22 protein-coding genes are annotated in these 18,728 nt (G+C 72.5%); 8 read left to right on the top strand and 14 right to left on the bottom strand.

The features are described 5' to 3' along the window. Positions 1-35 precede the first annotated feature (35 nt). Positions 36-488 carry a DoxX family membrane protein gene (locus ABZ924_RS17615; RefSeq protein WP_361909946.1) on the top strand — a complete coding sequence of 151 codons (453 nt, stop codon included), beginning with the start codon at positions 36-38 and terminating at the stop codon, positions 486-488. Continuing rightward, the gene (locus ABZ924_RS17610; protein WP_361909943.1) at positions 485-934 is read left to right on the top strand and encodes a Zn-ribbon domain-containing OB-fold protein; all 450 of its coding nucleotides are present in this window, start codon (positions 485-487) and stop codon (positions 932-934) included. The genes ABZ924_RS17615 and ABZ924_RS17610 overlap by 4 nt, the downstream gene beginning before the upstream one ends. A gap of 88 nt (positions 935-1,022) precedes the next feature. On the opposite strand, the gene ABZ924_RS17605 is transcribed toward ABZ924_RS17610, so the two are convergent. The 4 genes from ABZ924_RS17605 to ABZ924_RS17590 all read right to left on the bottom strand — a co-directional run bounded on the left by ABZ924_RS17605 (position 1,023) and on the right by ABZ924_RS17590 (position 4,929). Further along, a complete protein-coding gene (locus ABZ924_RS17605; protein WP_361909940.1) occupies positions 1,023-1,889 on the bottom strand; it encodes an oxidoreductase in 867 nt (288 codons plus the stop codon). 166 nt (positions 1,890-2,055) lie between these two features. Next, on the bottom strand, positions 2,056-2,751 hold the full coding sequence (locus tag ABZ924_RS17600; protein ID WP_361909937.1) for a pyridoxal 5'-phosphate synthase: 696 nt from the start codon (positions 2,749-2,751) through the stop codon (positions 2,056-2,058). Positions 2,752-3,151: 400 nt separating this feature from the next. Then, complete coding sequence (locus ABZ924_RS17595; RefSeq protein WP_361909935.1) at positions 3,152-3,691, bottom strand: hypothetical protein; 540 nt, start codon at positions 3,689-3,691, stop codon at positions 3,152-3,154. A gap of 41 nt (positions 3,692-3,732) precedes the next feature. Then, positions 3,733-4,929: an acetyl-CoA acetyltransferase gene (locus ABZ924_RS17590; RefSeq protein ID WP_361909932.1), complete on the bottom strand. Its 1,197-nt coding sequence runs from the start codon at positions 4,927-4,929 to the stop codon at positions 3,733-3,735. Positions 4,930-5,041: 112 nt separating this feature from the next. Here ABZ924_RS17590 and ABZ924_RS17585 point away from each other — a divergent pair, with 112 nt between their 5' ends. After that, the gene (locus ABZ924_RS17585; RefSeq protein WP_361909929.1) at positions 5,042-6,208 is read left to right on the top strand and encodes an acyl-CoA dehydrogenase family protein; all 1,167 of its coding nucleotides are present in this window, start codon (positions 5,042-5,044) and stop codon (positions 6,206-6,208) included. After that, positions 6,205-6,669 (top strand): nitroreductase family deazaflavin-dependent oxidoreductase, encoded by a 465-nt coding sequence (locus tag ABZ924_RS17580; protein WP_361909926.1) that lies wholly within the window; start codon positions 6,205-6,207, stop codon positions 6,667-6,669. The genes ABZ924_RS17585 and ABZ924_RS17580 overlap by 4 nt, the downstream gene beginning before the upstream one ends. Before the next feature lie 41 nt (positions 6,670-6,710). Here ABZ924_RS17580 and ABZ924_RS17575 read toward each other — a convergent pair whose 3' ends face one another. Continuing rightward, positions 6,711-7,358 carry a TetR family transcriptional regulator gene (locus tag ABZ924_RS17575; RefSeq protein ID WP_361909923.1) on the bottom strand — a complete coding sequence of 216 codons (648 nt, stop codon included), beginning with the start codon at positions 7,356-7,358 and terminating at the stop codon, positions 6,711-6,713. A 246-nt stretch (positions 7,359-7,604) separates the two neighbouring features. Between ABZ924_RS17575 and ABZ924_RS17570 the strand changes: the two genes are divergently transcribed. The 3 genes from ABZ924_RS17570 (at position 7,605) to ABZ924_RS17560 (ending at position 11,626) form a co-directional block, all read left to right on the top strand. Then, complete coding sequence (locus tag ABZ924_RS17570; protein WP_361909920.1) at positions 7,605-8,405, top strand: VOC family protein; 801 nt, start codon at positions 7,605-7,607, stop codon at positions 8,403-8,405. Positions 8,406-8,588: 183 nt separating this feature from the next. Continuing rightward, positions 8,589-11,051 (top strand): PQQ-binding-like beta-propeller repeat protein, encoded by a 2,463-nt coding sequence (locus ABZ924_RS17565; protein WP_361909917.1) that lies wholly within the window; start codon positions 8,589-8,591, stop codon positions 11,049-11,051. Between the two features lie 77 nt (positions 11,052-11,128). After that, positions 11,129-11,626, top strand: coding sequence for a peptidylprolyl isomerase (locus tag ABZ924_RS17560; protein ID WP_361909915.1), 498 nt, complete (start codon positions 11,129-11,131; stop codon positions 11,624-11,626). Between the two features lie 93 nt (positions 11,627-11,719). On the opposite strand, the gene ABZ924_RS17555 is transcribed toward ABZ924_RS17560, so the two are convergent. The 5 genes from ABZ924_RS17555 to ABZ924_RS17535 are packed head-to-tail and all read right to left on the bottom strand — an operon-like array spanning position 11,720 to position 15,002. Continuing rightward, complete coding sequence (locus tag ABZ924_RS17555) at positions 11,720-12,205, bottom strand: hypothetical protein (protein WP_361909912.1); 486 nt, start codon at positions 12,203-12,205, stop codon at positions 11,720-11,722. A 26-nt stretch (positions 12,206-12,231) separates the two neighbouring features. Beyond that, positions 12,232-12,744 carry a hypothetical protein gene (locus ABZ924_RS17550; RefSeq protein ID WP_361909910.1) on the bottom strand — a complete coding sequence of 171 codons (513 nt, stop codon included), beginning with the start codon at positions 12,742-12,744 and terminating at the stop codon, positions 12,232-12,234. 2 nt (positions 12,745-12,746) lie between these two features. Further along, positions 12,747-13,244 (bottom strand): hypothetical protein, encoded by a 498-nt coding sequence (locus ABZ924_RS17545; RefSeq protein ID WP_361909907.1) that lies wholly within the window; start codon positions 13,242-13,244, stop codon positions 12,747-12,749. Between the two features lie 44 nt (positions 13,245-13,288). Then, positions 13,289-14,632: a hypothetical protein gene (locus ABZ924_RS17540; protein ID WP_361909905.1), complete on the bottom strand. Its 1,344-nt coding sequence runs from the start codon at positions 14,630-14,632 to the stop codon at positions 13,289-13,291. 13 nt (positions 14,633-14,645) lie between these two features. Then, positions 14,646-15,002, bottom strand: coding sequence for a hypothetical protein (locus tag ABZ924_RS17535; protein WP_361910040.1), 357 nt, complete (start codon positions 15,000-15,002; stop codon positions 14,646-14,648). 267 nt (positions 15,003-15,269) lie between these two features. Here ABZ924_RS17535 and ABZ924_RS17530 point away from each other — a divergent pair, with 267 nt between their 5' ends. Then, positions 15,270-15,716 (top strand): hypothetical protein, encoded by a 447-nt coding sequence (locus ABZ924_RS17530; RefSeq protein WP_361909902.1) that lies wholly within the window; start codon positions 15,270-15,272, stop codon positions 15,714-15,716. A gap of 18 nt (positions 15,717-15,734) precedes the next feature. Here the strand turns inward: ABZ924_RS17530 and ABZ924_RS17525 are convergent, their stop codons facing one another. The 4 genes from ABZ924_RS17525 to ABZ924_RS17510 form a co-directional block, all read right to left on the bottom strand. Then, positions 15,735-16,139: a hypothetical protein gene (locus ABZ924_RS17525; protein ID WP_361909899.1), complete on the bottom strand. Its 405-nt coding sequence runs from the start codon at positions 16,137-16,139 to the stop codon at positions 15,735-15,737. Positions 16,140-16,264: 125 nt separating this feature from the next. Beyond that, positions 16,265-17,041 carry an enoyl-CoA hydratase/isomerase family protein gene (locus ABZ924_RS17520; protein ID WP_361909897.1) on the bottom strand — a complete coding sequence of 259 codons (777 nt, stop codon included), beginning with the start codon at positions 17,039-17,041 and terminating at the stop codon, positions 16,265-16,267. After that, complete coding sequence (locus ABZ924_RS17515; protein WP_361909894.1) at positions 17,038-17,514, bottom strand: OB-fold domain-containing protein; 477 nt, start codon at positions 17,512-17,514, stop codon at positions 17,038-17,040. The genes ABZ924_RS17520 and ABZ924_RS17515 overlap by 4 nt, the downstream gene beginning before the upstream one ends. An 11-nt stretch (positions 17,515-17,525) precedes the next feature. Continuing rightward, positions 17,526-18,677 (bottom strand): lipid-transfer protein, encoded by a 1,152-nt coding sequence (locus tag ABZ924_RS17510; RefSeq protein ID WP_361909891.1) that lies wholly within the window; start codon positions 18,675-18,677, stop codon positions 17,526-17,528. Positions 18,678-18,728 lie beyond the last annotated feature (51 nt).

The following is an 18,728-nucleotide window of genomic DNA, read 5'->3' as shown; positions in this document are numbered from 1 at the left end:
ACCGTCAGATTGGGTGCCAGGGGCAGGAGGGGTCGATGCAGACCATCTGGCTCAGCGGGGCCGAGTGGCTCGCCGTGCTGCGGATAGGCCTCGGCCTGTGGTGGCTGGAGAGCTGGCGGCACAAGGACAAGAAGGGCTGGTTCGAGCGCGGCACCGGCATCGCCTGGGCGGCCGACGTCGCGGGCAAGCACCGCTGGCCGGCGGTCAAGCGGGGCTTCGAGTCCGTGGTCCAGCCGCGGCCGCGGCTGATGGCGTACGTCGTCGTCTACGCGGAGCTGGCGCTGGGGCTCGGGCTGGTGCTGGGCTTCCTGACGCCGGTCGCACTGGTGGGCGGGCTGCTGCTGAACCTGCTCTACCTGGTGCTGATGATCCACGACTGGGCGGAGCAGGGGCAGAACGCGATGATGATGCTCGTCGCTTTCGTCGCCTTTGTGGGGGTCGGGTGGCAGGCCTGGTCGCTTGATGCGGTGTGGGGGTTGTTCCTTTGAGTGGGCAGGGTGGGCAGGGTGGGGCGAGTGCGGGGCCTCGGTTTGATCTGCCGGACGTGGATGAGTTCAGCCGGACCTACTGGGATGCGGCTGCCGAGGGGCGGCTGCTGGTGCGGCGGTGCGGGGCGTGCGGGCGGGCGCACCACTACCCGCGGGAGTTCTGCCCGTTCTGCTGGGCGGGCGAGGACCAGGTCGTCTGGGAGCAGGCCAGTGGCCGTGCCGTGCTCTACACGTGGTCGGTGATCCACCGCAACGACCTGCCGCCGTTCGGGTCGAGGGTTCCCTACACGGCGGCCGTGGTCGACCTGGCCGAGGGGCCGCGGATGATGACCGAGGTCGTGGACTGCGAGGCGGGGGCTCTGCGCGTCGGCATGCCGCTGGAGGTGGCGTTCCGGGAGGCCGCGGAGGGGGTTTGGGCGGCGGTCTTCCGGCCCGCCTCCTCGTAGGGGCTTCCGGGGTGGTGGCTCGTGCCTCCGGACCGGCGTTGGCGTGCGTCGCCGTGACGGTCCGGGGCACCGTGCCGGGTGTCAGGCATCAGGCCTCGAAGGTGGTGGCCCGCCCCACTGCCTCCCAGGCGTCCAGCTCGGCGCTGGATGCGGTTGCGTGCGCGCGGATGGCGTCCACGGCGTCGTTGCCCAGGGCCAGGCGCAGGGGGGTCTGCTCGGCGTCCAGGGCGGCCAGGATCGCTGCGGCGGCCTTGACGGGGTTGCCGGGCTGGGCGCCGTCGGAATCCGGCAGGCCCGTGCGGACCGCGCCGACGGTGTCCTCGTACGCGGGCAGGACCGTGGCGGTGCTCTGCAGTGCGCCGGGTCCGGCGAACCCGGTGCGGAAGGCGCCCGGTTCGACGATCAGGCAGGTGATGCCGTGCGGGGCGACCTCGCCCGCCAGTGCCTCGGTCAGGCCCTCCAGTGCGAACTTCGTCGCCGAGTACGCGCCCACGCCGGGGAACGACAGCCGCCCGCCCATGCTGCTCATCTGCACCACGGCCCCGGACTTCTGCGCCCGCATGTGCGGCAGTACGGCCCGGACGAGGGCGGCCGGGCCGAAGAAGTGCAGGTCCATCAGGGCGCGCAGCTCGGCGTCCGAGGTCTCCTCGACCGCGCCGACCAGGCCCCGGCCCGCGTTGTTGACCAGGACGTCGATCCGGCCGAAGCGCTCGATGACCTCGGCCACCACCGTGGCGGCCGCCGCCGTGTCCGCGACGTCCAGTGCCACCGGCACCAGCCGCCCGGGGTGCGCGGCGGCGTGCTCCGCGAGGACGTCGGGCCGGCGTACGGCGGCGACGACGGTGTCGCCGGCCGCAAGTGCTGCGTCGGCGAGGGTGCGGCCGAAGCCGGACGAGGCGCCGGTGATCAGCCAGATCCGGCCGCCGGGTGTCAGCGGCTTGTCCTGTGCGGGCATGGAGACCTCCGGGTGAGCGGGTGAGTGGGTAAGTGGGTGAGTGGATGAGTGGGTGAGTCGCGGCGCCTGCGGGGCATCCTTGATCAGTGGGTTGCTGTCTGTCCAGTGTCAAAGTGCTTGCGCGGGTGGGTGGTTGGGCGGTCTACGGCCTCCCTGTGAGGGTGGCCTACGGCCAGAGCAGCTCGCGCGTCCAGGTTGCTGTGGTGTTCGGGGTGCGGCTGTAGCGCAGGCGGATGTGGCGGCGGGCGGCGTCGCCCTGGAAGAACTCCACCTCGACGGGGTCCAGTACGTACCGGGTCCAGGTCGGGGCCGGCGCGTCCGGCTCTGCGCCGGCCCGCTCCCATGCGGCCGCCGAGGCCTCGGCCAGCTCCTGGGGCGAGCCGAGTACCTCGCTCTGTCGGCCGGTGAGGGCCGCGGCCAGGGCGCCCCGCGAGCGGACCGCCAGGTCCGCCCGGCTCTCCTTCGGGTCGCAGGCGGTGACCCGGCCGCGGATGCGGACCTGCCGGGCGACGGCCGGCCAGTAGAAGACGAGGGCGGCATCCGGGTGCGCGGCGAGCTGGCGGCCCTTGGAGCTGGTGGCGTGCGAGGCGAAGTGCCAGCCGCGGGCATCGGCGTCGTGCAGCATCAGGATGCGGACGTCGGGGCGCCCTTCGGCGTCGACGGTGGCCAGGCTCATCGTGTGCGGCTCGACCTGCCCGGCCGCGGCGGCGTGCGTGAACCACTCCCGGAACAGGGGGAGGGGGGTGGAGGGGGCGGTGTCGGGATCGAAGGCGGGGAGCTGGGTGTCCCAGACCTTCAGGGAGTGGAGGGTGGCGTGGAAGGAGTCGGGTGAGGGGGATGAGGTGTCGCTGTCACCGGCCATGGGGTCAGGCTAGGCGGTGGAGTGGTGGGCTCCTGCTGTGCACCGGCCGGAGCGAGCCGCCCGGGGGTTTCCCGTCAGTCCCAGTGTCTCTCCGGTTCGGGCCGGTGCCTCAAGGGCGCTCCTCCTTCGTCGTCGCGTCGCTTCGCGATGGCCTTCGGCCCCCCTTGACCCACCGTCCCGCCCCGGAAAGACAAGGACTGCCGGGAAGCCCCCGAAGGAACGGGACGGGGCATGCGTTACAGAGCCCGGCATCAGTGACCCGGCGGCCACTGCCCGGGGGCCCCTTCTCGTGCGGGCCCGCTTCGGGCCCGGCGGGCTTCGTCCTCGCGCCTTCGATCGCTACGGGGTGATCCTTTGGTCGGCGGCTGCCGGTTGCGGTCTGGTTTCTCGTGATGTGGAGTCACGCCTCCTTGTCTTTGACCTCCAATGCCTCTCTCGCCAGGCCTATGAACGTGAGGTACGCCTCGCGGAAATCCATGTACGCGGCGTCGTACGTGCGCCTCGGCTCGGGCCCGGCGTTGCCGATGAGTGCCTTGAGTCGCGGCTGTACGCGCCGCGCCGACTGCCGTACCTGTTCGGCCGCGTCGGAGACCTCGACGGGGCCGTCGAGGCGTACTTCGTTGGTCGCCTTGTTCATGTCGCCGAGGGCCGGAGCGAGGCGCTCGTACATCTGCGTCAGGACCGCGTTCCTGCTCTCGGGGTCGGGGGCTGCATCGGCGTCGTCGATCTGCCAGACCACCTCGTTGAACGCGTGCGCGCAGCCCATCATCTCCCGGTAGGCGGATCGGCGGCGGTCGCGCTGCTCGCGGAGGGCCTGTGCCAGGGTGGTGGTCCGGGCTTGGGTCAACGCTGCTCGCGAGGTCGCCCTCGCGGTGATGTAGCTGGCTCCGAGCGCGGTCAGCGCGGTGAGGATGCCGACCCATAATCCGCTGTTCGTCATGATCTGCGAGTCTGCCCCCTGGGGCGCCGGTTCGACAGGCCCTAGTCGCGGGCCAGGATGAGCGTGCCCGAGGAGCAGAACCAGCCGCCCGTGCCGGAGGCTATGGCCGTGCGGGGGAGGGTGCCGTCGGGCTTGGTGACCTGGCCCGGGCCGCGTTCGCCGCGGAGTTGGCGGACTGCTTCCACCAGGAGGAAGAGGCCGCGCATGCCGGGGTGGCAGGCGGAGAGGCCGCCGCCGTCGGTGTTGACGGGGAGGTCTCCGGTGGCGAGGAGGCGGCCCTTGTCCGCGAAGGGGCCGCCCTCGCCCTTGGCGCAGAAGCCGAGGTCCTCGAGGGTGACCAGGGTCATGTAGGTGAAGGCGTCGTAGAGCTCGGCGATGTCGATGTCGGCAGGGGTCAGGGCGGCGCGGGTGAAGGCCTGGCGGGCTGACGCGGCCGCGGGGGAGACCGTGAAGTCCTCCCATTCCGACATGGTGGCGTGGGAGACCGAGGTGCCCGAGCCAAGGATCCAGACGGGCTTCTTGGCGGTGTCGGGGACGTGGTCCTCGGCTGCGAGGAGGACCGCGCAGCCGCCGTCGGAGCGGATGCAGCAGTGCAGCTTCGTGAAGGGGTCGGCGATCATCTCGGAGGAGAGGACGTCGTCGACGGTGAGCGGGTCGCGGAACATGGCGTCGGGGTTGGTGGCGGCGTTCGCGCGGGCCTGGACCGCGATGGCTGCGAGCTGGTCGAGCGTGGTGCCGTACTGGTGCATGTGGCGGCGGGCGGCCATGGCGTACTTGGCGATCAGCGAGTGGCCGTACGGGACCTCGTACTGGAGGGGGCCGCGGGCGCCGAAGGAGAGGTTCGAGGTGCGGCGGCGGGCCTTGATGTCGGCGCGCGCCGTGGAGCCGTAGACCAGCAGGACGGCGTTGGCGTGGCCGGCGGCGATCGCGTCGGCCGCGTGGGCCGCCATGACCTCCCAGGTGGAGCCGCCGACGGAGGTGGAGTCGACCCAGGTGGGGCGCAGGCCCAGGTATTCGGCGACCTCGATCGGGGCGAGGGTGCCGAGGCCGGCGGAGGCGAAGCCGTCGATGACGCTGCGGTCCAGGCCGGAGTCGGCGAGGGCGCGGCGGGCCGCCTGGGCGTGCAGGGCGTACGGGGTGGGGCCGTCGACGCGGCCGCAGTCCGAGAGGGCGACGCCGACCACCGCGACGCGGCGGCGGGGGGCGGTGGGGACGGGCTGGCTCAGGGGTCCGGGCATGGGCGAACGGTATAGCTGACTGGGTGTCAGATTCTAGGGTGTGGGGTGTCTGGGCATCTGGGGGTGGCGGTCTTAATATGACGGACCGTCAGGTTCGGGAGGAGCCGCCACGATGGATGCCGCCTTTACTGAGGAGCAGGACGGGATGCGCCGCGCGCTGCGCGAGATCCTGGGCAAGCGCTGTGGGCCGGATGAGGTGAAGGCCGCCGTGCGGACCGGGGCGGGGTACGACCGGGAGCTGTGGGGCCTGCTGTCGCGGCAGCTCGGGCTGCCCGGCATCGCCATCGCCGCGGAGTACGGGGGCGTGGGGTGCGGGACGGGCGACCTGGCGCTGGTGTGCGAGGAGGCGGGGCGGGCGCTGCTGCCCTCGCCGCTGTTCGCCACGGCCGGGCTGGTCGCGCCGCTGGTCGGTGGGCTGGGGAGCGGGCGGCAGCGGTCCGAGGTGCTGCCGCGGATCGCGGCCGGGGGGCTGACGGCGGCCTTGGCCGTGCCGGGGGCGGTCCTGGGTGCCGTGCTGGGGCTGACCGGGGACAACGGCGGGGAGTGGGCCGGGGGCGGGCGGGCCGGCGGGGTGCAGGCGCGGCCGGTCGACGGCGGGCGCTGGCGGCTGTACGGGGAGGTCGCGCAGGTGCTCGACGGGCACAGCGCCTCGCTGCTGGTCGTGGCCGCGCACGCCGGGGGGTTCGCCCGGAGCCGGATCCTGCTGTTCCTCGTACGGGGGGACGCGCGGGGTGTGGTGCGGGCGAGGCGGGTGGGGGTCGATGAGACCCGGCCGCAGGCGGTCGTGCAACTGCGGGACGTCGAGGGTGAGTTGCTGGGGGACGGGGAGGGCGTCCTTCCCCTGCTGGAGCGGGTCGGGCAGGGGGCCGCGGCCATGCTGGCCGCGGAGGCCGTGGGGGCGGCCGGGGCCGTGCTCGACCGGACGGTGGAGTACGTCGGGGCGCGGGAGCAGTTCGGGCGGGCCGTCGGGTCGTTCCAGGCGGTCAAACACCGGCTCGCCGACCTGTACGTACAGGTGCAGGCGGCCCGGTCGGCGGCGTACTACGCCGCGTGGGACCCCGAGCAGGGCGCCCTGGCGCTGGCGCAGGCCCTGGAGGCGCTGCGGCTGACCTCGGGGGAGGCGATCCAGCTGCACGGGGGCATCGGCTTCACCTGGGAGCACGAGGCGCACCTGTACTTCAAGCGGGCGGCCGGCGACGAGCTGCTCTTCGGGCCGGTGCACCGGCTGCGGGGGCGGGCGGCGCAGGTCGCGGGGCTCTTCGGGGAGGCGGTCCGATGATCGGCGTGCGGTTCATGCAGCGGGTGTCCTCGACGCCGCTGTTCGCGAAGATCGCTCCGCACGTGGTGCCCGCGCTGGACAAGGCGGTCCACCGGATCACGCGGGGCAAGGTCATCCTGAGCGCGCAGATGCTGCCCGGGGTGGTCCTGACCGCCCGGGGCGCCAAGAGCGGGCAGCCCCGGCGTACGCCGCTCGCGTGCATGCCGGACGGGGACGGGTGGGTGCTGATCGGGTCCAACTTCGGGCGGCCCGGACACCCGGCGTGGACGGCCAATCTGATCGCGAACCCGGACGCGTCGGTCAGCTGGAAGGGCCGGGAGGTGGCGGTGCGGGCGCGACTGCTGGCGGGCGAGGAGCGCGCGGCCGTGTGGCGGGCCGTGCTCGGGTTCTGGCCGCCGTACGCGACGTACCAGGCACGCATCGAGCGCGAGATCAGGCTGTTCCGCCTGGAGCGCCGCTGACGCAAGGGGCCGGGGGACGGCGGACCCGGAGGGGTCCGCCGCTACCGGGTCGGCTTCTTGCCGGTGATGCCCAGGTGCACCAGCAGCGCCAGGTTCGGCTTGAGCTCGGCCTGCTTGACGCCCCAGGTCTGGAAGCCCTTCTGGTGCGAGGCGACCGCGGCCAGCATCGCCACCAGCGAGCCCGCCATCGCCGCCGGGCTGATGTCCTTGTCGACCTTGCCCTTCGCCTGGAGCTCCTTCATCGACTCCGTAAGGGAGTTGGTGACGGAGTTCAGGATCTTCATGCGGATCTTGTAGAAGCGCTTGTCGCCCTCGGCCGCGCCGAGGTCGACCACGCGCAGGATCGCGTCGTTGCGGCGCCAGAAGTCCAGGAAGCCCTCGACGAGCTCCTCGGCGGCCGTCCAGCCGGCCTTGCCGACCCAGCTGCGGCCCTCGACCAGCGAGGTCAACTGTGCGCCCTCGGTGGCCATTTGCTCGGCGATCTCCAGGACGGCGCCCTCGACGTCCGGGAAGTACTGGTAGAAGGTCGCGGGGGAGGTGCCGGCCTTGCGGGCGACGTCGATGACCTTGACGTCGCGGTACGGCGAGGAGCTGAGCATCTCGCCGAGGCAGTCGAGCAGCTTCTGCCGCGTCGCCTGACCGCGCCGGCCGGCAACGCGGCCGTCGACGGTGCGTACTTGTCCTGTCATGCCGTCAGCTTACCGAGGGGTGATCTGCGCGCGATTCGGCCGCCTGCAAATGGGGTTACCCGCCGTCCGAGCTGGGCCGGGGCCCGCGCGGGCGGCCGTTTCCGGCCGGAAACGGACCGGTCACCCCACGTGAGGGGACCCGCCCGGTTCAGTTGGTTATCCCCCGATTAGTCTTGTCAACAGGCTGTGGACAAGCCCTCGGGCGGATCATGGCCGCAGGGGGATCGGAGCGGAAGGAAACGGGCAATGGCCGCATTCGCGGAAGGCACGCCCTGCTGGGTGGACGCCTCGCTCCCCGACGTCGAGGCCGGCAAGCGCTTCTACGGCGAGCTCTTCGGGTGGACCTTCGGCGACAGCGCGGGCGCCGAGTACGGCCACTACACCCAGGCCTACAGCAACGGCCGCAACGTCGCCGCCCTCGCCCCCAAGCCCGACGGCCGCATGCCCACCGTCTGGGGGATCTACCTCCACACCTCCGACGCCTACGCCTGCGCCGCCCGCATCCGCGCCTCCGGCGGCCAAATGGTCATGGACCCCCAGCCGGTCGGCCCCTACGGCACCGCAGGCCTCGCCGCCGACCCGGGCGGGGCCGTCTTCGGCCTGTGGCAGCCCGGCACCCACCACGGCTTCGAGGCCCACGGCGAGCCGTTCACGTACTGCTGGGCCGAGGTCTACACCCGCGCCCGCGACGCCGTCGACGTCTTCTACGCCAAGGTCTTCGGCTACGTCCCCGAGGACCAGGACGACGACGGCAGCGGCGTCGAATACCGGCTCTGGTCGCCGCCCGGCAGCGCGCCCGGCGCCGAGACGGCCGTCCTGGGGCGCAGCCTGATCACCGACGCCTTCCCGGAGGTCATGCCCGCGCACTTCCTCGCGTACTTCGCCGTCCCCGACTGCGACCGCTCGGTGGAGACCGTCAAACGGCTCGGCGGCCGCGTCACCGCCGACCCCTTCGACACGCCCTACGGGCGGATCGCCGTCGTCGCCGACAACCAGGGCGCCGTTTTCGCCCTGCTCTCGGAGGCCGCCGAACACGGTGCGGGCTGACCTCGCCACGCCCCGGCCCGACTGTGACGACACGCCCCGGCCGCGGGCCTGACAGAATCGGGGTTGCGCGACTTCCGGCGGTGCCCGGAATGAGACGCTGCACGGGGACGACCGCCGTGCCGGCGCGCGTGCAGGTGGAAACGGGCCAGGCAGAGGCCCGTACGGGGAGGTGTGAGGCGAGTGGTGGAGCAGCTGACGCAGCACGACCCGAGACGGATCGGCCCCTTCGAGGTGCTGGGACGGCTCGGCGCCGGCGGCATGGGGCTGGTCTATCTCGCACGGTCGGCGTCCGGACGCCGCGTGGCGATCAAAACGGTCCGGACCGAGCTCGCCGAGGACCAGCTGTTCCGGGTGCGCTTCACCCGTGAGGTGGAGGCGGCCCGCGCCGTCTCAGGCTTCTACACCGCGGCCGTCGTCGACGCCGACCCGCGCGCCGCCGTGCCGTGGCTGGCGACCGCGTACGTCCCCGCGCCCTCCCTGGAGGAGATCGTCAACGAGTGCGGGCCGATGCCCGCCCAGGCCGTGCGCTGGCTCGCCGCCGGCATCGCCGAGGCCCTGCAGTCCATCCACGGGGCGGGCCTGGTCCACCGCGACCTGAAGCCGTCCAACGTGCTGGTGGTCGAGGACGGCCCCCGCGTGATCGACTTCGGTATTGCCAGCGGCGTCTCGAACACCCGCCTGACCATGACGAACGTCGCCGTCGGCACCCCCGCCTACATGTCGCCCGAGCAGGCCAAGGACTCCCGCAGCGTCAAGGGCGCCAGCGACGTCTTCTCCCTCGGCTCGACGCTGGTCTTCGCCGCGACCGGACACCCGCCGTACCACGGGGCCAACCCGGTCGAGACGGTGTTCATGCTGCTGCGCGAGGAACCCAACCTCGAGGGGCTGCCCGACGAGCTGCGCCCGCTCATCGAGTCCTGCATGCAGATGGACGCCTCCCTGCGGCCCACCCCGGCCGACCTCCAGGCGCAGCTCGCCCCGCACCTCTTCGACGGCGGCGACGACAGCGGCACCGCCTCCGCGTGGCTGCCGGGCCGGGCCGTCGCGATGATCGAGACCCGGCGTGCGGGCGGCCAGCGCACCCACTCCGTCCCCGCCCCCGGCCCCCGCGGAAGCAGCGGCGGCCGCCCGGCCTCCGACGGCGGCCCCACCCAGCGCCGCGAGCCCCGCGGCGCCGCCGACCCGTGGACCGACCCCCGCACCGGCCAGCCCCTCCCGCAGCGCCCGCAGCACCCGCCGCGGCCCGCCGCGCCCGCACCGTCCGGCGAGCCCGTCCGCCTCGGCGGTTCCCCCGTCCCGATCGGGCCGGGGCCGCGCGCCACCGCCGCAGCGCCCGCCGCGCACGCCGGGGCGGTCGACTCCGCGACCGGCTGGGTCCGTCCGCCCGGCGGCGCCGCACCCGCCTCCGGGCACCTGCCCGCCCCGGCGTCCCCGGCGTCTTCGGCGTCCCCCGGGGCCTCCGCGGCCGGGGCGTCGTCGCCCGCCGTGCCCGCGCCCGGCCAGGCCCCCGACAGCGGCCGCTGGCGCCCCTGGCGGTTCCGCATGTCGAACGAGGTCTGGGGCACCCCGACCGTCGCCGGCGACCTGCTCTACGTCACCTCCTTCGAGGTGCACGCCCTGGACGTCGCCACCGGCCGCCGCCAGTTCAAGACCCGCGACGTGGCCTGGTCCATGGCCGTCGCCGAGGGCCGCATCCACGCCTCCGACGGACCCTCCCTCTACGCCCTCGACGCCTCCGACGGCGCCGAGCGCTGGCGGCTGTCCACCGAAGCCTGGGTGTACGCCCTGCGCGCCGAACGCGGCACCGTGATCACCGCCACCCGCGGCGGCGGCGTACAGGGCTGGGAGGCCTCCAACGGGCAGAAGCTGTGGGAGCTGACCGGCGCCCAGAGCGACTTCGAGACCCCCGAGGCGGCGCCCGTCCTGCACGACGGCACCGTGTACGTGTGGCAGGACGCCCGGCTGCGCGCCCTCGACGCCCGCAGCGGCCTGGAGTCCTGGTCCTACCCGATCGGCGACGCGGCCTCCTGCGGCAACGTCCCCGTACGCGTCACCCCCGGCCCGGACGGCAACGTCTACGTCGCCGCCGGCACCCGCGTCCTGTCCGTCGACCGCGCCTCCGGCCGGGTCCGCTGGCACTTCGAGGCCCCCGCGGTCTTCCTGGCCCCGCCCGCCTTCGCGCCCGGCCCGGCCGTCACCGGCGGCGGCGTCTACCTCGCCGACTACCTCGGCACCGTCTACGCCCTGGACGCCGCCACCGGCAAGGACCGCTGGCGCATCGCCACCGAGCCGCGGCCCTCCGCCGACCCGGTGCTGGTCGCCGGCGGCAACGTCCACCTCGGCGCGGGCAGTGCCCTGTACACGCTCGACGCGGTCACCGGCACCCCGAAGTGGCGGTTCGCCGCGGGCGGCGAGATCACCGGCCCGCCGGCCGTCGCCGACGGGCGCGTCCACTTCGGCTCGGCCGACCACTGCCTGTACACGCTGGACGCGGCCGGCGGGCAGCTGCGCTGGAAGCTGGCCACGGGCGGCGAGATCGCCGGCGCGCCGGTGGCCGAGGGCGGCGTCGTCTACGCCTGCAGCAAGGACCGCTGCGTGTACGCCCTGGACGCGGCGAAGGGGACGGGCACCCGTACGTCCGGCTGAACCGCGGGCCGCGGCGGGCGGCGGGGTTTCGGCCCCGCCGAGTGGCGCACGGTACCGGGAGTGACAGGATGTACCCCATGAGCAACGTCTACTTCGACATCAACATCGACGGCCAGTCCGCGGGCCGCATCGTCTTCCGCCTCTTCGACGACGTGGTCCCGAAGACCACGAAGAACTTCCGCGAGCTGGCCACCGGCCAGCACGGCTACGGCTACGCGGGCTCGCCGTTCCACCGCGTCATCCCGCAGTTCATGCTGCAGGGCGGTGACTTCACCAACCAGAACGGCACCGGCGGCAAGAGCATCTACGGCGAGAAGTTCGCGGACGAGAACTTCCAGCTGAAGCACGACCGCCCGTACCTGCTGTCGATGGCGAACGCCGGCCGCAACACCAACGGCTCGCAGTTCTTCATCACCACGGTCGTCACCCCGTGGCTGGACGGCAAGCACGTCGTCTTCGGCGAGGTCGTGGAGGGCAAGGACATCGTCGACCAGATCGAGAAGCTGGGCTCCCCCTCGGGCGCCACCCGCGCCAAGATCGAGATCGCGGCCTCGGGCGTCGTCGAGCAGGCCTGACCCTTCGGGCACACAGACTTGACACGGCCGGACGGCCCCTCCCCCTCGGGGACGGGGCCGTCCGGCCGTATCCGTCACAGCCGCAAACCCCCGTCAGAGCCGGAACGCCCCGCGCCAGGTCCACCCTGCGCCGACCACGGTCTTGCGCAGCGGGTCCTTCATGTCCCGGGTGTCCAGGCGGAACGATTCGACCCAGTGGCGGCGGCCGTCAGGCCCCCGTTCGAGCGTCCGCTGCCGTTGCACCCTGCGGATCGGCCCGCGGCCGCCCTCGCGCTGCACGACCCAGCCCGGCGGCGGCCCGGCGCGCGTCACGGCCAGCTGCTCGTCCATGGCGCGGACCTCGCGCTCCTGGGGCAGCAGCCGCATCCAGATCTTGAAGGTCCGCTCCACCTGCCGGCGGTTGGTGCCGGAGCCCCAGGCGGGCTCCAGGACCCGCCACTCGGCCAGCAGGTCGGCCTTCCCGCCGCCGGCCTCGCGTATGCCGAAGGGCACGCCCGTCCCGTTCAGCGCGAGCAGCGCGTGCCGGAGCTCCTGCGTGGGGACCGGCACGGCGCCCGCATCGGCGTGGTGCGTGCCCATGTACCGGTCCCACAGTCGGCGGCGGCTCACAGCTTGAGGAGGACGCCGCGCCAGGTCCAGCCCGCGCCGAGGACCGCCTCGCGCAGCGGCTCCTTCAGCTCCGAGGCATCGAAGCCGAAGTCCTCGGTCAGGCCGCGGCGGCCGTCGGGGCCCTTCTCGATCGTCCACCGCTTGGAGACCGTGTTCACCTGCCCGCGGCTCGCCTCGGCCGACACCACGATCCGGGGGGTGTCGCCGATCCAGCTGACCTCCAGCTGCTCGTCGAGCGCCCGCACCTCGCGCTTGTCGGCGACCAGGCGCAGCCTGATCTTCAGGGTGCGGTCGAGGCGGGAGGTGATGAAGAAGTTCCGCCAGGCGGGCTCCAGGACCCGCCACTCCGCCACCAGGTCGGCCTTCTCCTCGGGGCGGGCGTTGCGCACGACGTACGGCTTGTCCGCGCCGCCGACCGCGAGCAGCGCCTCCCGGACCTCGGCGGCGGGCCGCGGTGCGACACCGTCCGCCGGGTGCCGGGTGCCCTTGAGCTTGTCGAACAGACCCACCGTCAGGCCCCCGTCCCGGTGTCCGGCCGTACCGTGCGCAGGAAGGCCTGGAAGTCCGGCAGGACGCTGTCGTGCTGGGCGGCGGTGGCCGTCAGGACGGTGCGGATCATGGCGCGCTTGTGCGGGTCCACGGCGTCCACGATGGTCATGTACACCTGCGTCTGGGCGAGGTCGCGGGCGGCGCCGGCGACGACGGCCGACAGGGCGAGGCGCTGGGTGAGGCCCGGCGACTCGGGGGAGCCGATCTCGCGGCGGCCGACGAGGGCCACGGAGCCCGTGGCCTCGCGCACGCGGTCCACCGAGGCGTCGGCCAGTTCCTCCAGCGTCACCTCGTCGGGCAGGAAGTCGCCGTCGATGGTGATGTTGGCGGTGAAGCCGGCGTCGGGCTGCGGGTGCAGCGCGATGAAGGCCACGTCGGGGGCGCCGACCTCGTCCGGTGGGGCCGCCTGCCAGCCCTCCGGCAGGCTGAATTCGATCGGCACGGGCAGTGTCGCGGGCATTTCGGGGCCCCCTTCCTGTTCCTCGGATCCCTGGGAAACGTACATCAGTCGAACCAGCCGCCGACCGTGTCCTTGACCCCGCCGGCGAAGTCGCCGACCGCGTCGGCCGCATCGTCGAAGGCCTCGCCCACCTTGTGGGGGTCGACCGTGAACTCCGCGCCGACGGATCCGCCGACGCCGACGGCGACACCCACCTTGCCGCCGATGTGCCACTTGCCGTCGTCGCCCTTGCCGAAGGTGGCCTTGGCCTCGACGCCCGCACCGGCCCAGCCCTCGGCCGTACCGCCGGCGCCGATGCCGGCGATCTCGCCGCCGCCGGCCGCGGTGGCCTTGGCGCCGGCGAACGCCTTCGCACTGGCGTTCAGGCCGTCCTTGCCCGCGCCGACACCGGCCTGGGCCTCGGCGCCGGCGAAGCCCTCGACGCGCCCGTTGACGCCGACGTGGCCGTACTCGGCCTTGCCGCCCGTCAGCGTACGGACGCCTGCGGACACCTCGGCCTTGCCGTTGACGCCCTTGTCGGTCAGGCCCCAACTCGCGCTGGCGCGGGCGCCCACGGTGAGGTCGTCGATGCCGGAGAGCTTGACCCCGCCCATGGTGGTCGACCCCTCCGCCTTGGCGTGGAAGAGGTCGGCGTAGGCCTTGACCTGGCCTTCCTTGCCGTTCTTGACGCCGCTGATGGTGAGGCCGACATCGGGGCCGGTCACCGTGACGCCGTCGTCCTTCGGCTTTCCGTCGGCGGCGGTGGCGGCCTGCAGGAGCTTGCCGTCCTTCACGGCCTCGTCCAGCTTGCCCTTGGCGCCGGCGTTGAACCCGTTGAACGTGGCGTCGGCGCCCTTGCCGAAGGCGTCCTTGTTGCTGTCGATGACCTCGGCGCTCAGCGCGAGCTTGACGTTCTGGTCGAGCTCGTCGACCGCCTTGACGCGGTCGTCGATGTGCTTCTGCCACTTGGTGACGGCTTCACTGATGGTCTTCTGGCCGTCGGGGTCGTGGTGGTAGGCGCTGCGCTCGGCGGGGGTGAGCTTGGACCAGTCGAAGGCGACGCGGCCCTGCTCGGAGACGGACATGCCGGCGGCTATCGCGTCGTCGCGGGCGCTTTCGAGTTTCTTCTTCAAGTCGGCGAACTGGGTGTGCGCATCGCGCAGCAGGCTCGCGATCGCCTTGGCCTGGGTCTGCGCGGCGGCGTACTCGTAGCGCGTCGATGCGAAGCCGCTCTGGGCGGTGCCGGCGCTGACGCCGACCCAGGTGTTGCCCAGCGTGATCTTCTGGACGGTGTCGCCGTAGCGGGTCTCGACCTTGTTCAGTTCGGCGGCCATCGAGTCCCACTTGCCGGCCGCCGTCGTCAGCAGACCGAGGTCGGTGGTCATGACCTCGTGGTAGTTCAGTGCCACAGCTCGGTTCCCCCTACAGGCCGTTCAGCTTGGACTTCGAGCCCGGGAAGGAGCCGCCGACGCCGTAGTCGTTCTGCACGAACAGGCCCGAGGCCCCGCGCAGCGCGCCCTTCTCCGAGGACAGCCTGCCCATCAGCACCTTGACCTGCTTGTCCCAGGTCTCCGCGACCGTCTTCAGGCCTGCGGCCGTCTCCCAGCCGTCGAAGCCCTTCTGGGCGGTGCTGGTGGCGTCGTCCGCGTGCTCGGCGGCCTTCTTGGTGTTCGGCTCGAGCTCGGTCTCGATGGTGTTGGCGGCTGCCTTCTTGTCGGCGGCGGAGGATGCGAAGTCCGCCTGCCCGCCACCGGAACCACCGGAACCGCCCGGGTCCATCGGCACATGATTGAGCCGCATCTCCACGTGCCGGTCCTGGCCGGATTCAACTGACATGTTGTGTCTCCCCCGTCGGCAGACCCTGATCCTATGCATGACAACCATGCCACTTCGCCGTGCGGCGTCGGCATCGTGTGCGAATGCAGTGAAGGACGGGGGGAGGGTGGTGCGCGGTTGCACGACTGGCGCGAAGAATGCGCTGTGGCAGTCCTGTCGGAGCCGTTTGGTAGCGTGTCCCGCCGTTGTCCCGGGGGAAGGAATCGCGCCATGGTGGCCGGACGTCGTATCAGATTCAGTGCAGCACTCGCGGTCGTGGTGCTCTCGCTCACCGGCTTCTCGTCCGGTCACGGCAAGCACGGCAGCGGCGGCCACGGCTGCTCGTCCGGCAAGAGCCACAGCAGCAGCAATGACAGCAACAGCAACAGCAGCAGCGGCAGCAGCAAGAACAAGCAGAGCGGCGCGCCCGCCCACGCCACGGTCGTCTCCTGCGCAGGGTCCGGCCGCCCGCTGGCCGAACTCCAGGTGACTTCCGACCTCGACACCGAGCGCAACGTCGACGTGCCGGTCACCTTCGAGGGCAAGGCGGGCACTGTCGACCAGATGACGGTCCGCGTCACCCTGAAGCCGCGCGAGACCCGGAAGGTCCCCGTCCCGATGGCCAACCCCGGCAAGGTCGGCGACGTCCAGCGCTGCCAGGTCGGCAAGATCACCTGATGCGGAGCCGTATCGCGGTCATAGCCTGAACAGCACGCCGCGCCAGGTCCATCCCCTGCCGAGGACCACCTTCTGCAGGGGATTCCTCATGTCCCGGGTGTCGAAGCGGAAGGCCTCGACCTTGTGTCGACGGCCGTCCGCACCCTGCTTGAACTCCCACTGCCGGTAGACCCTGTCCGCCGGCCCGCGGCCGTATTGCCGACCCGAGCCCTCGGGGGTCGGGCCCCACCGCTCTTCGAGGACACGCACCTCGTTTGCCGAAGCGTTCAGGCGCATCCGAGTCTTGAGGACCACGTCGAGGGCAGGGATCTCGCACTCGGCCACCAGGTCGGCACCTTCCTTCGGGGTGCCGTGGCGCACGACGAACCGCCTGGACGGGCCGTTGACCGCGAGCAGCGCTTCCCGGACCTCCGCAGCGGACACAGGCACGACCCCGCTGCGCGGGTACGTGGTACCAGTCCACTTGTCCCGGAGCCGACCCGGGCCCGAACCAACTGGCATTGAGCCTCCCCCGGTGCCACAGGCCTTGATCTTATGTATGAAAACTGTCAGCGCACCCGGGGTTTCGGTGTTGCGCGGCGGCTCGTGAACAGGGCGGTCTGCTGCTCCGGGGGTAGGTTTCCCAGGGCGATCAGGGTCGGGGCCTGGGTCAGGGCCTGGTGCAGGGCCGCCTGTTTTGCCGACCACAGGGCCCGTACGGTGCCCTGTACCGCCTCCGTCGGGAAGGAGGCCAGCGTCCGCGCCGCCCGCAGGGCCGCCTCCAGCAGCTCCCCGGGCTCGGCCAGCTCCGAGACCAGCCCGATCTCGCACGCGCGCTGCGCCGAGAGCCGTTCCGCCGTCCCCATCAGGGACATCCGGGCCGCCTCCCCGAACGGCATCCGCTGCGCCATGTACACCGCCTCGTACGCGCTGACCATGCCGTACGAGGTGTGCGGGTCGAAGAACGTCGCGGTCCGCGAGGCGATGAGGAACTCCGACTCGCCCAGCAGGTAGAACGCCCCGCCGCACGCCATCCCGTTGACCGCGGCCACGACCGGTTTCCACAGGTCGCCCGCCTTCGGGCCGATCGCCTGCAACGGATCGTCGACCGAGTACGGAGAGGAGGGCTGCGGCACGGTGACGTCCCGGTCGATGCCCGTGCAGAACGCGGCCTCGCCCGACCCCGTCAGCACCACCGCCCGGATCTCGTCGTCGTGGCGCAACTCCCGCCACAGTGCGGAAAGATCGGACGCCGTTGCCAGGTCGATCGCGTTGTGGCGGCGCTCCCGGTCCAGGGTGACGACCGCGACCCCGTCGGCCTTGTCCCGCTCCACCCGCAGCGTCACGGCCGCTCCAGCACCCAGCGCGGCACGGCGAAGCCGCCGGCCTGCCCGAACACCACCTGTACGCGCGCGCCGATCCGCAGCCGGTCCGGATCCACCGAGTTCAGCGGGGCGTCGGCAGCCGTGACCAGGTTCCCGGCCAGCCGGATGTGCGGGGCCTCGGCGAGCTCCACGAGGACCACGTTGTACGGGGCCTGCGCGGCGTACGCGGGCAGCAGCGGCGGATGCGGCCGCACGTACGACCAGATCCGGCCCTTGCCGCTCATCGGCTGCCACGCGGAGTCGAAGGACTGGCAGTGCGGGCAGCAGGGGCGCGGCGGGAAGCGGAGTCTGCCGCAGGCGGTGCAGGCCTGGATGCGGAGTTCGCCGCGGGCGGCGTACTCCCAGAACGGGGCGCCGTCCTCGTCGGGGACGGGCAGGAGCAGGCCCTCGGCAGGAAGAGGAAGAGCAGCAGTGGCGGTCGTCGTGTTCGTCATGGCTTCGCTCCTCACGCGCGCAGCAGGATCGCGGACGTCGGGACGCCCTCGCCTGCCGTCACCAGGCAGGTCGCGGCGTCCGGCACCTGGGCGGTGGAGGTGCCGCGCAGCTGCTTGACGCCCTCGTTGATCAGGTTGAAGCCGTGGACGTAGGCCTCCGACAGGCCCCCGCCGCCGGTGTTGATCGGCAGCCGGCCGCCCGTCTCCAGGGCCCCGCCCTCGGTGAAGGCGCCGCCCTCGCCGCGCCCGCAGAAGCCGTAGCCCTCCAGGGACAGCGGGATCAGCGGGGTGAAGGCGTCGTAGATCTGGGCGACGTCGACGTCCTGCGGCCCGAAGTCGGCCTGCTTCCAGAGGTGCCGGGCGGCGGTCCAGGCGGGCCCGGACAGCGGGTCGTCGTTCCAGTAGTTGACCATGCCGTGGTGCTGGGCGGGCAGTCCCTGGGCGACGGCGTGCACGTACACCGGCTGCTGCCGGCAGTCCCGGGCCCGCTCGGCGGAGACGATGACGCAGGCCAGCGCGCCGTCGGTCTCCAGGCAGTTGTCGAAGAGGCACAGCGGCTCGCTGATCATGCGGGAGGTCATGTACATCTCGCGGGTCAGCGGCCGCTCGTACATGATCGCGGCGGGGTTCTCGTTGGCCCGGTTGCGGCAGGCCATGGCCACGTTGAAGAGGTGGTCGCGGGTGGCGCCGTACTCGTGCATGTAGCGGCGGGCCAGCATCGCGATCTCGTCGGCGGGGCGCAGCAGCCCGAAGGGGCGGGTCCACTGGCCGGGGGTGGGCAGCTGGACCGCGGTGTTCTTCCACGGTCTGGGGCCGGAGCCGCGTTTGCGGGAGCGCCAGGCCACGCCGACGGTGGCCTGGCCGGTGGCGACGGCGGCGGCGAGGTGGCCGACGGTGGCGCATGAGCCGCCGCCGCCGTAGCCGACCTTGGAGAAGAAGGTGACGTCGCCGGCGCCGATGGCCTTGGCGACCTCGACCTCGTCGGTCTCCTCCATGGTGTACGAGGCGAAGGCGTCGACCTCGGAGGGTGCGATGCCGGCGTCCGCGAGGGCGGCGAGGATCGCCCGGCAGGCCAGTTCCTTCTCGGACTGGGGGAGTTGCCGGGCGAAGGCCGTCTGCCCGATGCCGACTATCGCCGTGGCGTCCTTGAGTGTTGCCGCCATCGCCACCTCCGGGGGCTTGCGCCAGTGCTGACAGCCGCGAAGGCTACAGCT

Source organism: Streptomyces sp. NPDC046876 (assembly GCF_040645035.1).
Lineage (GTDB): Bacteria > Actinomycetota > Actinomycetes > Streptomycetales > Streptomycetaceae > Streptomyces.
The sequence above is the reverse complement of the archived record's forward strand: the minus strand, read 5'-3'. Positions and strand labels throughout refer to the sequence as shown.

Coding starts and splice junctions, on each gene's coding strand:
- ABZ924_RS17575 (WP_361909923.1), bottom strand. CDS start 7,358: ATGACAGGACAAGTACGCACCGTCGACGGCCGCGTTGCCGGCCGGCGC.
- ABZ924_RS17510 (WP_361909891.1), bottom strand. CDS start 18,677: ATGGCGGCAACACTCAAGGACGCCACGGCGATAGTCGGCATCGGGCAG.
- ABZ924_RS17530 (WP_361909902.1), top strand. CDS start 15,270: ATGGTGGCCGGACGTCGTATCAGATTCAGTGCAGCACTCGCGGTCGTG.
- ABZ924_RS17600 (WP_361909937.1), bottom strand. CDS start 2,751: ATGGCCGGTGACAGCGACACCTCATCCCCCTCACCCGACTCCTTCCAC.
- ABZ924_RS17590 (WP_361909932.1), bottom strand. CDS start 4,929: ATGCCCGGACCCCTGAGCCAGCCCGTCCCCACCGCCCCCCGCCGCCGC.
- ABZ924_RS17545 (WP_361909907.1), bottom strand. CDS start 13,244: ATGCCCGCGACACTGCCCGTGCCGATCGAATTCAGCCTGCCGGAGGGC.
- ABZ924_RS17560 (WP_361909915.1), top strand. CDS start 11,129: ATGAGCAACGTCTACTTCGACATCAACATCGACGGCCAGTCCGCGGGC.
- ABZ924_RS17515 (WP_361909894.1), bottom strand. CDS start 17,514: ATGACGAACACGACGACCGCCACTGCTGCTCTTCCTCTTCCTGCCGAG.
- ABZ924_RS17595 (WP_361909935.1), bottom strand. CDS start 3,691: ATGACGAACAGCGGATTATGGGTCGGCATCCTCACCGCGCTGACCGCG.
- ABZ924_RS17580 (WP_361909926.1), top strand. CDS start 6,205: ATGATCGGCGTGCGGTTCATGCAGCGGGTGTCCTCGACGCCGCTGTTC.
- ABZ924_RS17555 (WP_361909912.1), bottom strand. CDS start 12,205: ATGGGCACGCACCACGCCGATGCGGGCGCCGTGCCGGTCCCCACGCAG.
- ABZ924_RS17605 (WP_361909940.1), bottom strand. CDS start 1,889: ATGCCCGCACAGGACAAGCCGCTGACACCCGGCGGCCGGATCTGGCTG.
- ABZ924_RS17585 (WP_361909929.1), top strand. CDS start 5,042: ATGGATGCCGCCTTTACTGAGGAGCAGGACGGGATGCGCCGCGCGCTG.
- ABZ924_RS17535 (WP_361910040.1), bottom strand. CDS start 15,002: ATGGACCCGGGCGGTTCCGGTGGTTCCGGTGGCGGGCAGGCGGACTTC.
- ABZ924_RS17570 (WP_361909920.1), top strand. CDS start 7,605: ATGGCCGCATTCGCGGAAGGCACGCCCTGCTGGGTGGACGCCTCGCTC.
- ABZ924_RS17615 (WP_361909946.1), top strand. CDS start 36: ATGCAGACCATCTGGCTCAGCGGGGCCGAGTGGCTCGCCGTGCTGCGG.